This window comes from Alteromonas portus, assembly GCF_005117025.1.
Lineage (GTDB): Bacteria > Pseudomonadota > Gammaproteobacteria > Enterobacterales > Alteromonadaceae > Alteromonas > Alteromonas portus.
Window position 1 is genome coordinate 81,040 of sequence record NZ_SWCO01000007.1, and the last position, 15,711, is coordinate 96,750.

The 15,711-nt window shown below is 44.5% G+C and carries 12 protein-coding genes; 8 read left to right on the plus strand and 4 right to left on the minus strand.

Features of this window, described 5'->3' with window-relative positions; translation table 11 throughout:
• Nucleotides 1-69: 69 nt before the first annotated feature.
• From E5672_RS12055 to E5672_RS12065, 3 genes are read right to left on the minus strand one after another with little or no spacing between them, the layout of a single operon-like run.
• A complete protein-coding gene (locus E5672_RS12055; RefSeq protein WP_136782416.1) occupies nucleotides 70-1,071 on the minus strand; it encodes a LacI family DNA-binding transcriptional regulator in 1,002 nt (333 codons plus the stop codon).
• A 45-nt stretch (nucleotides 1,072-1,116) separates the two neighbouring features.
• The gene (locus tag E5672_RS12060; protein WP_136782417.1) at nucleotides 1,117-2,724 is read right to left on the minus strand and encodes an MFS transporter; all 1,608 of its coding nucleotides are present in this window, start codon (nucleotides 2,722-2,724) and stop codon (nucleotides 1,117-1,119) included.
• Nucleotides 2,725-2,741: 17 nt separating this feature from the next.
• Nucleotides 2,742-4,079 carry a GH1 family beta-glucosidase gene (locus E5672_RS12065; protein ID WP_136782418.1) on the minus strand — a complete coding sequence of 446 codons (1,338 nt, stop codon included), beginning with the start codon at nucleotides 4,077-4,079 and terminating at the stop codon, nucleotides 2,742-2,744.
• Nucleotides 4,080-4,518: 439 nt separating this feature from the next.
• Here E5672_RS12065 and E5672_RS12070 point away from each other — a divergent pair, with 439 nt between their 5' ends.
• From E5672_RS12070 to E5672_RS12090, 5 genes are all read left to right on the plus strand, one after another.
• Nucleotides 4,519-7,530 (plus strand): TonB-dependent receptor, encoded by a 3,012-nt coding sequence (locus E5672_RS12070; protein ID WP_167483142.1) that lies wholly within the window; start codon nucleotides 4,519-4,521, stop codon nucleotides 7,528-7,530.
• Between the two features lie 143 nt (nucleotides 7,531-7,673).
• Entirely contained in the window at nucleotides 7,674-9,347 is a 1,674-nt protein-coding gene (locus E5672_RS12075; RefSeq protein ID WP_136782419.1) for a tryptophan halogenase family protein, read from the plus strand.
• Nucleotides 9,325-10,830: a tryptophan halogenase family protein gene (locus tag E5672_RS12080; protein ID WP_136782420.1), complete on the plus strand. Its 1,506-nt coding sequence runs from the start codon at nucleotides 9,325-9,327 to the stop codon at nucleotides 10,828-10,830. Before E5672_RS12075 ends, E5672_RS12080 begins: the two co-directional genes overlap by 23 nt.
• A gap of 294 nt (nucleotides 10,831-11,124) precedes the next feature.
• Complete coding sequence (locus E5672_RS12085) at nucleotides 11,125-12,462, plus strand: HipA domain-containing protein (RefSeq protein WP_136782421.1); 1,338 nt, start codon at nucleotides 11,125-11,127, stop codon at nucleotides 12,460-12,462.
• Nucleotides 12,455-12,733: a helix-turn-helix transcriptional regulator gene (locus E5672_RS12090; RefSeq protein ID WP_136782422.1), complete on the plus strand. Its 279-nt coding sequence runs from the start codon at nucleotides 12,455-12,457 to the stop codon at nucleotides 12,731-12,733. Before E5672_RS12085 ends, E5672_RS12090 begins: the two co-directional genes overlap by 8 nt.
• Nucleotides 12,734-12,831: 98 nt before the next feature.
• On the opposite strand, the gene E5672_RS12095 is transcribed toward E5672_RS12090, so the two are convergent.
• The gene (locus tag E5672_RS12095) at nucleotides 12,832-13,695 is read right to left on the minus strand and encodes a YicC/YloC family endoribonuclease (RefSeq protein WP_025257194.1); all 864 of its coding nucleotides are present in this window, start codon (nucleotides 13,693-13,695) and stop codon (nucleotides 12,832-12,834) included.
• Nucleotides 13,696-13,997: 302 nt separating this feature from the next.
• Between E5672_RS12095 and rph the strand changes: the two genes are divergently transcribed.
• Genes rph through tusA form a run of 3 tightly spaced genes read left to right on the plus strand, consistent with a single transcriptional unit; the run spans nucleotide 13,998 to nucleotide 15,660 of the window.
• Entirely contained in the window at nucleotides 13,998-14,711 is a 714-nt protein-coding gene (gene rph / locus E5672_RS12100; RefSeq protein WP_014951432.1) for a ribonuclease PH, read from the plus strand.
• A 57-nt stretch (nucleotides 14,712-14,768) separates the two neighbouring features.
• Nucleotides 14,769-15,410 carry an orotate phosphoribosyltransferase gene (gene pyrE / locus E5672_RS12105; RefSeq protein WP_136782423.1) on the plus strand — a complete coding sequence of 214 codons (642 nt, stop codon included), beginning with the start codon at nucleotides 14,769-14,771 and terminating at the stop codon, nucleotides 15,408-15,410.
• Nucleotides 15,400-15,660 carry a sulfurtransferase TusA gene (gene tusA / locus E5672_RS12110; RefSeq protein WP_136782424.1) on the plus strand — a complete coding sequence of 87 codons (261 nt, stop codon included), beginning with the start codon at nucleotides 15,400-15,402 and terminating at the stop codon, nucleotides 15,658-15,660. Before pyrE ends, tusA begins: the two co-directional genes overlap by 11 nt.
• Nucleotides 15,661-15,711: the final 51 nt, after the last annotated feature.

Here is a 15,711-nt window from a genome sequence, read left to right on the forward strand (position 1 = left end):
TATTTACGTTGTGCTGTCGATATTGCTCAGCTTTAAATTACGCAGCGAATAGATTACGCGAGTTAGACTTTATCCTTCATGCTTTACTGTAGACTCACGCACAACCAAGGAAGGTTCGAAATAATGCTGAACCTCATTAGCCTGTCCGTATACTTTATTCAGTATGTACTTTGCAGACATTTCAGCCATTTCTGCAATTGGGTTACTCACCGTAGTAAGGCGTGGGAAAACATGGTGGGCAAATACCACGTCATCGAAGCCGACAATTGATAAGTCTTGAGGGAGGCTCATGCCTAAATCCCTCGCACAGCTTAAAGCTCCCGACGCCATCCAATCGTTGGCGCATACCAAAGCGGTAAAAGGAATATCACGAGCCATCAGTTCTAACAAACCAACTTTGCCATCTTCTTCAGAATAATCACCGTTAAATATCAACTGTGGATCTACAGGCAATCCTGCTTCTGACAAGGCGCGTTTATGACCCTGTAGGCGAAGGCTTGCGTCACTTTTGTCTTTAGGTCCAGAGATATAAGCAATGTCTTTATGACCTAGTTCAAGCAAATGCCGCGTGGCCAGATACCCACCCTTCTCATTGTCGAGACTGGTGCATGCCTCTGGCAACCCTTCTACCTGTCTGTTAACCAAAGCTACAGGGAGTTTCGACTGATTTAACTCCAATAGATATTCATCTGATAACGCTTCGGCATGCATGATAAGTGCATCGCAGTTGCGGCTGATAAGGAACTCAACAGCATCTTTCTCGGTTTCAACACAGTTTTGTCCTACCGAAATAATGACGTGTTTATCGGCGGCACGCAGCGTTGATTCTACTGCTTGCATCAGGTCGCCAAAGAAGGGGGCGTTTAATTCAGGTACAAGCACACCAATGCTGTCAGTACGGCTGTTTGCCAATGAGCGAGCAACCGAATTAGGACGGTAGTTCAATTCTTTTACCGCTTTGTCGACTCGCTCTTTCAATACTTTATTGACCGAAGCCTTACCATTTAATACACGGGATACCGTAGATAAAGAAACACCAGCGCGTTCGGCAACTTGATAAATGGTGGGCACGTGATAAGACCTCGTTTTTTAGAACAATCACTTTAACTAACAGTATTATGCCGATATCGGCGGTTGTTCGCTACGTCGAGCGAGTAAAGCTTGGGTAACTTCTTTTTGTTTTTCGTCATTTAATGGGTACAGACAAATTAACGCTGCGCCTGCAAAGCCAAACAGCGCTGGTATCCAACTCATTAAAGACTTCATACCCGGAAGCGTTTGATTAATTGTATTGATATCAAGACCGTTATAGCCATAGCTTCCTAATACCAATAAGACGAGCGCCCCTGCAAAACCTCCCCCTGTTTTTTGAACAAAAGAGCCTGCGGAGTAAACGAGTCCGGTGGCTCTGCGGCCTGTTCTATATTCGCTGTAATCTGCCGAGTCTCCTAACATAGAAAAGAACAAAGTGGGTAATATGGCTGCGAAAAACTCAGCACAGCAACCTAAAATGAATATTGCGCTTACGCTTTTCTGAGGAACAAAATAAATTGCCGAGGTTAAGAGGCTGCTCGTTAACAGCGCAATGATAAAGAGCTTCTTGCGACCAAACATAGTGGCTAATTTGGATGTCGCTAATGCGCCAAATATCGACACTACCAGAAGAGCAATAAAAAAGTACCCGGTGAGTAGCTCGTTGCCCATGTAATATTTGAAATAGTAAGCAATAACGCCGTATTTAATACCATTAAACATCATGGTCAAAAAGCCCATTCCCAATAAAATGAGCCAAGGTTTGTTGGAAAGCAGGTCGATAATATCCTGCTGAGAACGGGTATTCTTCGATTCCGGCCGGCGAGTCAGTTGTTTTACAGCAATAGCAGTGAGCGCTATAACAACAATAAAGAGTACACCTGTTATGAGGTTTCTATAATAGAAGAAGGCGGTTATGGTTGAAAGAGGGATCAAAATTAACGGTAGTTGCTTTGCCAAGTCCATCAGTTCTGATGCGAGTGAGCGAGCTGCATGTGATGGTTGGTCACCTGAGCCCACCACGGACGAAAGCGGGTTGGCATTTTGAGGTTCAGAGGCTTGCTGTAAAGTTACACGCTCTTTCGTAGTGAAGACCGTCACACACATTAATACCACGAGTAATGTGGCAAATAACCACATAGTGTACTGATATCCTGTAGCGTTATTGCCTTCGCCTAGCAATTCTACCAACATTGGTAAGCATCCCATTACGAGAAGTCCGCCTAAGAATGCTCCGGCGAAGCGAAAACCGGATAGGCTGGTTCGCTCTCTGTCATCGCTTGTCATCACACCCATTAACGCTGAGTACGGCACATTGTTAACCGTGTACGCTAGCGTCAGCCCGATGTAAGTTAGGTAAGCGTAGATAAGTTTGCCAGAATATGAGAGTTCTGGTGTTGTGAAGCAAAGCACCATAAAAAGGCCAAGAAAAGGAGTAGAGCCTAATATCCAAGGGCGAAACTTCCCCATTTTAGTTTGGGTTCTGTCAGCAATCATTCCCATGATGATATCGGTCACACCGTCAGAAAGACGGACGACAAGAAATAGTAATGCAGCTGCAGCGGCAGTAATTCCAAATGTGTCAGTATAAAATACTGCCAAATAAGCCAGTGCCCCCCGCCATACGAGATTGGCTGCAGCATCACCCATGCCATAACCCACTTTTTCTTTTAATGTCAGCTTATGGTTCATTGCCGTTTCCATTGTTGTTATGTTCGACTTGCTAGCAGTGCTTTGTAAGCATTGGCGCTGAGTTTTAGCGTCCGCTTTTGCGTTTCAAAATCCACATAAACTAGTCCAAATCGCTTTTCATATCCTTCTGCCCATTCAAAGTTGTCAAGAAGGCTCCATGCGAAGTAACCACTCACTTCCACCCCGTCAAGCACTGCGTTATGCACCATGTTTAAGTGGTTATGGTAATAATCAACTCGGTCCACGTCATTCACATGGCCATCTTTAAGTTCGTCTGCCATTGCCGCACCATTCTCAGTAATAAAAATGGGTGGGAGCGTGTATCGTTCGTTTAATGAAGTAAGTAAATCATAAAGCGCTTTGGGATAGATTTCCCAGCCGATATCAGTCAACGGGCCTTGATGAGGATGCTCAAAAAAAAGTGCGCTTTTTTCTTTGGGAGCAGAATAATGTAATCGCGTATAAAAATTAACCCCTAAGAAATCCATGGGCTGACAGATAATCTCCATATCACCCGCTTCGATTGGTGGCCTATCCGCTTCGTCCAAATCCAACAATACTTCGGGATAGCTCCCCTCCATCACTGGCTGCATGTACCATTGGTTAATGTAGTCATCTGCCTTGCGGGTGGCTACTATATCTTCTGGTCTTTGAGTGGCGGGGTAGCAGGGCGTAAAATTTAACACTATGCCGGCTTCACTTTTCGGGACGTTTTTTCTAAGTACCTTCATACCCAAGCCGTGCGCTAGCAATATGTGATGTGCCGCGGTTCTTCCGTATTTTCTGCCTGTTCTGCCCGGAGCATGCACGCCAATCTCATATCCTAAATAAGCACTGCAGAAAGGCTCATTAAATGTTGCATAAGAAAAGACAGACTCACCAAGTGCTTGGGTGATTTTGTCTACATAGTTCTCAAATTCATAAGCGGTTTGTCTGTAAAGCCACCCACCCTTATCTTCCAAGTGCTGCGGGAGATCCCAGTGATATAGGGTAACAAATGGCTTAATTCCCTTTTCGTTCAATGAAGCTATTAAGGTTTTATAGAAGGCTACGCCCTTTGAATTTAACTCGCCCTCATTGGTAATTACGCGCGGCCAAGAAATAGAGAAACGGTATGCGTCTACGTTTAGATCTAACAAAATGTCGAAATCATCTCTCCATCGAGCAATATGATCACAGGCAATATCACCATTTGAGTGGTCTGCGATGGCTGACGGCCGTTCGCAAAATCTATCCCAAATGCATTCGAGACGGTTATCTACATCCCCTTCTATTTGAAAACTAGAGGTGGCAGTGCCATAAATAAACGACTTTTTAAGTAATGGACTGCCTGCGGGAAGCGAAATACTGTTCATAAATTGATAACCTTTTTCTTGCTGCACGAAATTTGAATGAACGCCAGCAGTACAATGACTCAGAAGCAATACAGCGTGTTTATAGCACAAAAAGAAAACGACTAGAAAGCGCTTTCTAAATATTATGTCATTTTTACGTTAAAATATTTTGGTGTTAGAGGTTTTCACTAGCAGTGTTTTAAACTTGTTTTTCTGAATTTGATTTTATCATATGATTGATATTGTTAAATAAATTGTTCTTTCTGTCATGTTCTATTCACTTTTGCGAACTTCTGTCTGTGAATTAATTGTAAAAAATGTGTTGATCTCACACTTTTGTTGAATTAATCTTCAGAAAGCGCTTTCTTATGGCGGGGTTGTTGCCTTATCGTTGAGAAAGCCCTTTCTGATGGCGCACTGAGTTTTGACTACACATATAACAGATGAAGAGAGAGCGACCGTGACACACAAAACACCGCACAAAAGTAAAATCGCAACAAGCTTGTCATTAATACTGGGTACCGCATTAAACAGTGGCGTTTTGTCACCGGTCGCTGCGCAAGAAGCAGACAAAGACATTGAAGTAATTCAAGTGTCTGGCATTCGAAGTAGTGTTCAAGAATCGATGGGGATAAAACGTGATTCTTCGGGTGTTGTAGATGCCATTTCTGCGGAAGACATTGGAAAATTCCCTGATACCAATTTAGCTGAATCTCTTCAACGTATAACCGGTATTTCCATTAGTCGTAATAATGGCGAAGGAAGCCAGGTTACAGCGCGTGGATTCGGACCTGATTTTAATATGGTTACCTTAAATGGTCGAACTATGCCTGGTTCGGCGTTACCGGGTAACGGTGGTACGCCAAATTCTCGCGCATATGATTTTTCCGATCTTGCCTCTGAAAGTGTGAGAGCTGTGGAAGTGTATAAAACTGGCAGGGCTAGCATTGCCACTGGCGGAATTGGTGCGACGGTGAATATCCGAACTGCCCGTCCATTTGATGCGTCTGACAATGGAATTACGGCAAGCATAGGTGCGAAAGCCCTACACGACACTACTAATCGCGTAGGCGATGATGTTACGCCTGAGGTATCAGGGTTCATCAACTACCTCAATGATGACAATACATTTGGCGTCACATTTACAGGCTCTTTCCAACAGCGTGACAGCGCAGCGCAAGGGGCATTTGTAAATCAATGGCGAGTGAATCCATTTGATGGCACGGTACCGCAATCTCCTGATCCAGCCAATCCAGATAGCGGCGACCCTATTGTGCTTAATAATGCACCAGCTATGGGGCAGCTTTTCGCTATACCCTCTGATCTGCGTTATTACATGGCAGACCGAGAGCGTGAAAGAACCAATGCTCAGCTGACATTTCAGTTTGCACCATCAGAGAAAATGACGGCCACACTAGATTACACCTATTCGAAGCAGGATTTGTACGAAGCTCGTGCTGAGCAATCTATCTGGATGGATGACAGGTATTTCACCGAGCTTACTTTCGACGATGAAGCGGTGAAAACACCGGTTTTAATTACGCAAGAGCGACGTGATCTGCTTCCCCGTGATCTGGGGTTAGCGCTACAAGAGCTAAATCAAGTCAACGAAAATAAGTCTATTGGTTTAAACCTTGAGTATTTCGTAAACGATGATTTTACCCTTATCTTTGACCTTCATAATTCGACCGCAGAAGGGCGTCCTGATGCGCCTTACGGAACATGGACAAACTTAGGTTTAGGCGCAAACGTAGTCAAAGGGCAAGGTGTAGATTTTAGCGGTGAGTTTCCGATCATGTTTGTTGACTTCGACGACGCGGCCCGCGACAACTTAAATGGCAACGGCGTATTGGATCAAGATGATGTGGGCACGTCCATTTTGGATATGAACTTTTCATCGCAAGACACCGAAATTACTCAAGCTCGGCTTGATGGTACTTATACCATGGACACGGGCAGCATTAATTTTGGCATAGAGTCGCGCTCTATGGAAAGTACCTCCCTTCAGTCTTTAACTCGCCATACGATGGGGAACTGGGGCATAGAAAATCCAGGTGAGCTTCCTGCTGGCTCTTTAACTCCGCTCGATCTTATAAATGAATTCGATGACTTTGATACCGCAGGCATGTTTTCTCAGGGATTTACTGGGAGCGTAGCTGAAATTGGTGCATTTGCAGCACAGCAGTATGGCTTTGATTTATTAGCTAATAATCCGTTTGCAACAAACAGAACGATTGAAGAAGATATTACCGCTGTTTACTTTGAGCTAGATTTATCGGGTGAACTTAATGGTATGGAGTATAACCTTCTAACAGGTGTACGCTATGAAAATACCGATGTGACCTCTATCGCAAATATAAGTCTGCCTAGTGGCATAGCATGGGAGGGAAATAATGATTTCAACGTTCGTTTCGGTAGCGAAATGGAGGATGTCGAAGTAGAAGCTAGTTACGACCACGTATTACCTGCGTTAGATTTCGATATTGAAGTGGTTGAAAACGTTATTGCCCGTTTCTCTTACAGTAAAACCATCGCAAGACCGACTTATAACAATTTAAGTGCCGCTTCGACAGTGTCACCACAAAGCGGGCCTACCCTGCTTACCGACAGTATCACGGCAACGGCGAGCTCTGGAAACCCATCTTTGATCCCGCTTGAGTCCGACAACCTAGATTTATCACTTGAATACTATTTTGATGAGACAAGCTATGTGTCTGTAGGCTTTTACGATAAGCGAGTTAAGAACTTTATTGGTAATGAACAAGTTGAAGAAAACGTATTTGGTCTAAGGGATGTGACAAATGGCCCTCGTGCAGAAGCGGCGCGCGCTGAATTAGAAGCCCGTGGAATTCCTGTAAACGACACATCTCTATTCAACATGGTTGCTGCTATGGAAAATGGGATTGAGTTTGATTCATTAACCGATGAGCAATTTGAGCAGCAATTCGATATTTTACCTAACAGCGACGACCCGTTGATAACTTTTATCAACTCAAAACCAGTTAACAACAAGGCTGCCAACATTTATGGCTTTGAAGTCGCCGCGCAGCATTTCTTCGGCGACAGTGGCTTTGGTGTATTAGCCAACTATACATCTGTAAAAGGTGACATAGGCTTTGACAATGAAGCCACCCCCTCTATTACTCAATTTGCGCTGGTAGGCTTAAGTGATACTGCAAACCTTGTATTTATGTATGAGAAAGACGCGCTTCAAGCTCGCATTGCTTATAACTGGCGCGACAAGTTTTTAGATACTACTTCCCAATACATTAATGAACCTGGTTATACCGAAGCGTATTCACAGATAGATTTAAGTATCTCCTACGATGTTACCGAAGATTTAACGGTAGCCTTTGAAGGGATCAACATCACTGAAGAAAATATTCGCCGACATGGGCGCACCAGCGCAATGCTTTGGAACTTAGATGAGTTTGGCGCAAGATATACGCTAAGTGCTAGATATACATTCTAAAAAGTTGGGGTGTGTTTGCCCGCTACAGCGCTTAGGGTTGCGCTCTAGCGGGCTTTTTTGTCATAGTCTGACTAAAGGGTGAACAAATAATCGACTGAATTCGATTAGGGTAGTGATTTGATACGTGTCTTGGGGCTTAGCCTATGAGTATTAACGAAAATCATGGAAGTATGCACAAGGTCGTTATTGTAGGCGGTGGCACAGCAGGATGGCTTGCAGCGGGCGTTCTTGGGGCAAAACTTAGCACAAAACACTCAGTTACCCTTGTTGAATCTCCCACTGTCTCATCCATCGGCGTTGGTGAAGGTTCATGGCCGTCACTTCGCGATACCCTTCTGGATATTGGCATTAGTGAATCTGAGTTTTTAACTTTATGCCAAGGCGCTTTTAAACAAGGTTCTAGCTTTGTGAATTGGCGTAAAAATGCGCACAGCTATTACCATCCATTTACTGTTCCTGCTGCCTACAACGAACTCGACATCCATACTTGCTGGAAGGCACTAGCGCCAAACACGCCATACCAAGATGCATTCTCGTTACAGGCCGCAATGTGTGTAGCAGGCAAGGCGCCTAAACAAATAGCTACCCCAGACTATGCCCACGTGCTCAATTACGGTTATCACTTTGACGCTACAAAGCTTGCCGATTTGCTGAAACAACATTGCGTAGACAAGCTAGATGTTGATTACGTGAGCGGGCATATTGGGTCTATTAAATCGTCTTCAGATGGTTATATTGAAAAATTGGTAACTGAGTGCGGCAAAGAAATCATTGGCGATCTGTTTATTGATTGTTCAGGGAGCAGCGGCTTACTTATAGATAAACATTTTAGTGTGCCATGGATGCCGGTTAAGCGCACAATGCTTAACGATCGCGCCGTTGCGCTTCAAGTGCCTTATTCTGGTACCGATACAGAAATAAAAAGTACCACGGTAGCTACTGCACAAACCTGCGGGTGGACGTGGGATATTGCATTGCAGCACCGACGAGGTACCGGTCTAGTTTATTCGTCCCAATTCACAAATGAAGAACAGGCAAAGCAGGTCCTTATTGACTATGTCTGTGAACGTTATCCTGGTGCAAAAGAGCACGAACTTGCCTTTCGCACACTATCTTTTGAGCCTGGCTACAGATCACAGTTTTGGGTAAAAAACTGTTTAAGCTTAGGTATATCTTCGGGGTTTGTTGAACCGCTTGAAGCATCAGCCATTGCCATGGTCGAGCTTGGCTTACGCATGCTCTGTGAGGCGTTTCCGCATAATAAAGAGCACATGGAAATAGTCAGTAAGCGCTATAACCGGCGCTTTGCATATCGCTGGCAGCGAGTTATCGACTTTTTGAAACTACATTATGCGCTTAGTGATAGAGAAGAGCCGTACTGGATAGCGCAGAGAGATAAGGCGTCCATACCCGACTCACTCACTGAATTGCTTGAACTGTGGAAGTATCAAAGCCCTTCTCGCTTAGATCTTATCGAGAACGAAGAGATTTTTCCCTCTGCTAGCTATCAGTATGTACTGTATGGCATGGGCTATTCTACGTCTGTGCCCCCATTACGGCTAAGCGAAGCGAATAAGCGTAAAGCTCTGCATATTCTCGAAAACTTACAACAAACTAAAAGCGCTTATCTGCAGGGATTGCCCTCTAACAGAGTTTTGCTAAATGATATTGCAAAGCGCTACAACAACGAAAAACAACACGTGCCCTTGCATGCTCAACGTGAAAAGAACGAACACGCTTCAGCTTCGAGTTGTAGTGACATAAAAAATACTTCAGATAAAAAGGACACCTCTTATGACCGTATCGGGTTTAGATAGCAGTAAAAATCAAACGCCCGTTAAGAACGTTGTCATTGCGGGTGGTGGTACTGCAGGATGGATGGCGGCCACCGCGTTGTCCCGGCTTTTGGGTAAGTCGATAAAGGTTACGTTAGTCGAGTCGAAAGATATTGGTATTGTAGGTGTGGGCGAGGCCACTATTCCGCCGATAAGAACATTTCACAAATTACTGGGCATCGACGAAAAAGCATTTATGCGCGCTACCCAAGCCACATTCAAACTGGGTATTGAGTTTGAAAACTGGCGTGAACAGGGTCACAGCTATATCCATTCGTTTGGTATTACCGGAAGAGAGTGCTGGGCTGGCGAGTTTCACCATTTTTGGCTAAGGGCTAAAGAATATGGATTTGGCGGTGAATTTGGTGATTATTGCCCTGAACTGATTGCCGCTAAACAAAACAAGTTCGCCACATCAGAAGCCATGCCGCTTAACTTTGCCTATCACTTTGATGCCGTTGCCTACGGTCGTTTTTTAAAGTCTTTAGCGTGCGAAGCAGGGGTTATGCACAAGGAAGGAGACATAGAAAAAGTCGCTGTATGCCCACAAGCAGGCAACATTCAGTCCCTTCAATTAGCAAGCGGAGAAGTGATAAACGGTGATTTCTTTATAGACTGTACGGGCTTTAAAGGGCTGCTTATTGAACAGGCGCTTCACACCGGTTACGACGATTGGCGACACTATCTTTTTTGCGATAGAGCAGTAGCCATGCAAACAGAACTTACTGCCCCACCTGTGCCATATACCAAAAGTGTGGCACACAGGGCGGGATGGCGTTGGCAGATACCACTGCAAGAGCGAATGGGTAATGGATTGGTATTTTGTAGCCGCTTTATGAGCGATGAGGACGCCATTAATACACTTAAATCGCAGGTGACAGGTGTGCCAATTAATGAGCCGAGAGTCATTCGTTTTACGCCTGGTAAACGTAGGCGTGGTTGGAATAAAAACTGCGTAGCGCTCGGGCTATCCAGTGGCTTTATTGAGCCACTAGAGTCGACCAGCATCCATCTAATCATGACTGGCCTTATACGCTTAATGCGCCTATTTCCTTTTGATGGCATCACCCAAAGCGCAATCGACGAATACAATAATAAGTTTGATAGCGAAATGTCGGCCATACTCGACTTCATTGTTATGCATTACAAGGTTACACAGCGCGAGGACAGCCCTTTTTGGCAGCAATGCCAACGCATGGAGATTCCGCCGTCACTTAAACATAAATTGGCTTTATTTGCCGAAACTGGCCGCGTGTTTTTGGATGACGGAGATATTTTTCGTGTTGATTCCTGGACTCAAGTATTAATGGGCCAGGGCATGACACCAAGCCAGTACCATCGTGTTGCCGATGAAATGAGTGAGCAGTCTTTAAAGCAGTTCATGGCAGGGTTAAAGCAGCAGGTGGATAATCACGTAGCTAAACTTCCCTTGCACGAGGCCTTTTTAACAAAGTATCTGAGATGAATTATTAGAAGCGTTAGTTGTTAATAACAAATAGTGCGTTAACGGTGAGCCGAGCAGCTCCTAACTAAAGAGTTACCAAACATACTGCATCAGCACCATACCCACATAGAAGTCTGGGCTTAGTGCTATCTAAATTGGGAAAAACGCAAACAAAGTACTGACAAAGATAATCCATTTTATAGTTGGCGGTAGTTTGTTACTGGAAATGATTGTTGCTTTATATTAAAACGGTAGATTTCTACCGAAACTGTGCTAATGTTTTATACTAAACGGTAATAAACTACTGGATAGATGATGCAAACAGTCACACTGCAATTATTTAATCAAGGCCAATGGTGGGATGCTGCTACTTTGTGTTTTTCTGATGAGCGGATCAATGCAAGTTGTTCGCTGTATTATGAGCATGAATATATTGCTAAGGTCGCAAGCTATGAGGTTAAAGATTGCTGGGCATGCTCCGTCAATGCGCCTATTAGCATTGTTCCTAAAGACTACCCTCATTGGCCAGCTCTATTAGATGATATTTTGCCGGTGGGTAAGTCTCGAGATTGGTGGCTCAGTTATCTTAATGTCAGTCGCTCAGACGAGTTTCAACAAAATTACGCACTGTTGACTAATGCTTGTATGTCGCCCGTTGGTAACTTAAGAATAAAAGAAGCCGTACCGACAGAAGCTAATATCGACTCTCGCCGTTTTCCAATTGAGAACGTGATTTCATTACAATATGATTTTTTAGAGTATGCTAATGAACAAGGAGCCGCAGTAGGAGGGGCGACAGGAGCTGGTGGTGTTGCACCAAAACTGCTACTCATGCTTGAAGATGATAATGTTTTCATTGATGGGGACTTTGCAGGTAAGCCGTTGACCGCCACACCTTATCTAACCAAGTTTGCTAGAAATAGACGCTCAACTCGAGATAACAACATCTTAAAAGCTGAGGGCGTTTTTTATAAGGCACTTTCGGAGATTCTGAAGGGTACCAATGTTTCCACCATCGATGTTGAAAAGCTAAAAATATTAGAAGATAAACAAAGTGGCCAAGCTAGTTTATGGCTACCTCGCTTTGACGTCCGCATAGAAAGTGGTGTGGCTAGTCGTATTGGATTGGAAAGTATTTATTCAATCATTAATGCCGAGCCTGGCAGCTATCAAGATCATTTTGATGTGATGGAGACGGTGTGGCGAAGAATAAATTCTGCAACTCAAATGACGAAAAACGAATTTGCTAAGCAATATGTTGTTAGAGATTTTTTAAATATTGTCTTCGGTAACTCAGACAATCACGGCCGCAACATTTCATTTTTAAAATATGACGGCGATATTTGTTTTGCACCCATCTATGATTTTGCTCCTATGAAAGCCGATGAAGAAGGGATAACCCGTTTATTTAAGTGGGGGCGAAGTTGCGAAGTAGATGGGCACGTTAATTTTTTAATCATTGCAGAGCAGCTTTCAGATTATTGTGAGCCTTATGAAATAATTTTATTTTTGCGGCAACTGGCAGAAAAACTAATCGACTTGCCTGAGAGGTTGAAAAGATTGCACTGCCCAGATGAGATATTGAATTTTCCGGCGATTGGTTTTAGTAACACTAAAACTAAGTTAGTAGCAATGGGAGTCTATGATGGTTAGGTTGACGGGTGAACAACGAAAAGAAATTTTAGCTCAGCTTGAAAGTGATCTTGCGAACAATGTTATCGGCATAGGCGATCTAGTAAAGCAGGTTCGTACCCAACTTTATGGCATGACCCAAACACAGTACGCGAAATTTATTAAGGTGTCTGATAAAACATTGCGCGATATCGAGAAAGGGAATACCGATCCTCGCGTCTCGGTACTAAATAAAATTTTAGCGCCTGGTGGTTTTCAACTTTCTGTTCGATCAGTTCGCCGTGATATATAAAATTATCTTTGAGTTGCATCAAGTCATGGGGTTTCATAAAAAATAAAAAAGCCCAGCATGGCTGGGCTTTAGCGTAGGCTTTTGGACTCCAACGGATATTACTCAATATTCTGGATTTGCTCGCGCATCTGCTCAATCAATACTTTAAGTTCAACCGCCGATTGTGTGATGTCGGTGCTGATAGACTTTGAACCTAACGTGTTCGATTCGCGGTTAAACTCCTGCATCATGAAATCTAAACGGCGGCCCACTGCTCCACCCTTTTTAAGGATATTGCGGGTTTCCTTAACGTGAGCATTCAGACGATCTAACTCTTCCGCCACATCTACTTTTTGCGCCAGCATGATCATTTCTTGTTCAAAGCGGCCTGCATCAAGTTCAACCTTTGCTTCTTCAAAGCGGGTTTGCACTTTTTCTCGCTGCCACACCATGATTTCAGGCATACGTGCGGCCACTTTTTCAGCTTCCACTTCAATGGCGTCTAGGCGCTGCGTGATCATACCTTTAAGGGCTTCCCCTTCTGTAGCGCGGGCACTGATGAAGTCGTTTAACGCTTGATCGAACGCTGCCATTACGTCACCGTGAATGGTATCCATATCGGCTTCTTCTGCAGCAATTACGCCAGGCCAGCGCAAAACGTCTAGTGGGTTAACCCCCGTGGATTGGCCATGGGATTGCACCCAATCAGCAGCGTGAAGCACTTGCTTAGCCAACTCTTCGTTTAAGCTTAGCTTGGTTACAGCAGCATCGTTCGCGGTAAAGCGAAGCGCACATTCCACCTTACCTCGGGCTAGCTTTTTACGAAACCGTTCACGTAAAACTGGCTCTAATGAACGAAACTGTTCCGGCAGGCGAAAATAGGTTTCTAAAAAGCGTTGGTTGACCGAGCGTATTTCCCATACGGCTGAGCCCCACTCTTTTTTGGTTTCTACGCGCGCAAACGCTGTCATGCTGTAAATCATAAATATCCTTTAAATTTAACTGAAAGCCTGCAAAAACAACCCGAACGTCGTGTTGTATACGTGAATATCTACAGCAGGTTTTCTTGTATTTTGTATATTAGCGCACATTTACGTAATTCAATAAGCAAACATGTAAAGTTCGTTTTTAACGGCCGCGGGTATTGCGTTATACTTAGGCGCAATTTCGTAGCTACATCGAATTTATAGGTTTTGACCGCGAATTGGGCTTTCTATTCTCATATCGCCGATAAAAACCTGTAAAACGCTACCCTTTTTTAAGCACTTACGTTGTGGAGAACACTATGCGTCCAAGCGGCAGAACCGCCAGTCAAATTCGCCCTGTTACAATTACTCGCCAATACACTTGTCACGCAGAAGGCTCTGTACTTGTAGAGTTCGGTAACACTAAAGTGTTGTGTAATGCGACGGTGGAAGAAGGTGTACCACGCTTTATGAAGGGCCAAGGGAAAGGCTGGATTACTGCTGAGTACAGCATGCTTCCACGTGCTACTCACACGCGAAGCGGCCGTGAAGCTGCGCGCGGCAAACAAGGCGGTCGTACGTTAGAAATTCAGCGTTTAATTGCGCGTTCACTACGCGCAGCGGTAGATTTAAAACTTCTGGGTGAAAACACCATTACGTTAGACTGCGACGTTATTCAAGCCGACGGCGGTACGCGCACAGCGTCAATCACCGGTGCGTGTGTAGCTCTTGTTGATGCACTTACTTACATGCGTGCAAAAGGCATTATCAAAACTAACCCGCTTAAGCACATGATTGCTGCCCTTTCAGTAGGTATTTACGAAGGTACGCCAATTGCCGACCTTGAGTACACCGAAGACTCTGAGGCAGAGACAGATATGAATATCGTAATGACCGAAACTGGCAAGCTGATCGAAGTTCAAGGTACGGCAGAGGGCGAACCCTTCTCGTTTGAAGAGCTCGACGAAATGCTGAAAATTGGCAAGCATGGCCTACGCGAATTGTTCGACATTCAAAAAGCTGCGCTAGCGTAAGCGAGTTATCAAAGCGAATTTAGCGCCTACGGATAAGTTAGTAATAAAGAGGTCATCATGAAAGCGTTTCAGCGTGATTTTATCGAGTTTGCCATTGAGCGTGGCGTACTGAAATTTGGCGAATTTACTTTAAAGTCAGGCCGCGTTAGCCCGTACTTTTTCAATGCAGGCTTGTTTAATCGCGGTGGCGATTTGGCCAAGCTAGGGCGTTTTTACGCTGATGCGTTAATGGATGCTGGCGTGGAATTCGATGTACTTTTTGGTCCCGCTTATAAAGGCATTCCTATTGCAACGACAACGGCCGTCGCACTGGCCGATAGCCACAACCTTGATGTGCCTTATTGCTTCAACCGCAAAGAAGCGAAAACCCACGGTGAAGGCGGCAATCTAGTTGGCAGCCCACTAGAAGGTAAGGTTATGCTGGTGGATGATGTGATCACCGCCGGTACGGCTATTCGCGAGTCGATGACGTTGATTGAACAGCAGCAGGCCAGTTTATCAGGCGTGTTGATTGCTTTAGACAGACAAGAGCGCGGTAACAGCGAACTGTCAGCTATTCAAGAGGTCGAGCGCGATTTTGGCACTCAAGTTATCTCTATTGTATCGCTTGCCGATGTCGTAGCTTATCTGACTGAGAAAGGCGGATATGCTAGTGAGATTAGCGCTATCAATACTTACCGTGAAAACTATGGCATCTGATTTTGACAGCGCATTTAGCGCGGCTAGTCAGCATTTAGATGCGCTAGGATTGCGTTGCCCAGAGCCAGTAATGATGGTGCGTTTGAATATTCGAAAGCTGGCCGATGGGGAAACTTTATCGGTCACGGCTGACGATCCCTCAACGGCCAGAGATATTCCTAGCTTTTGCCGCTTTATGGACCACACGCTGATTGCGTCTCAAACCGAGACCATGCCTTACCAATACGTAATTAAGAAAGGGCGCGCTTAAGCGCCTTTTTTGTCTTTAACACTTAAACGTGCGATGGCTTCCATTCACTTT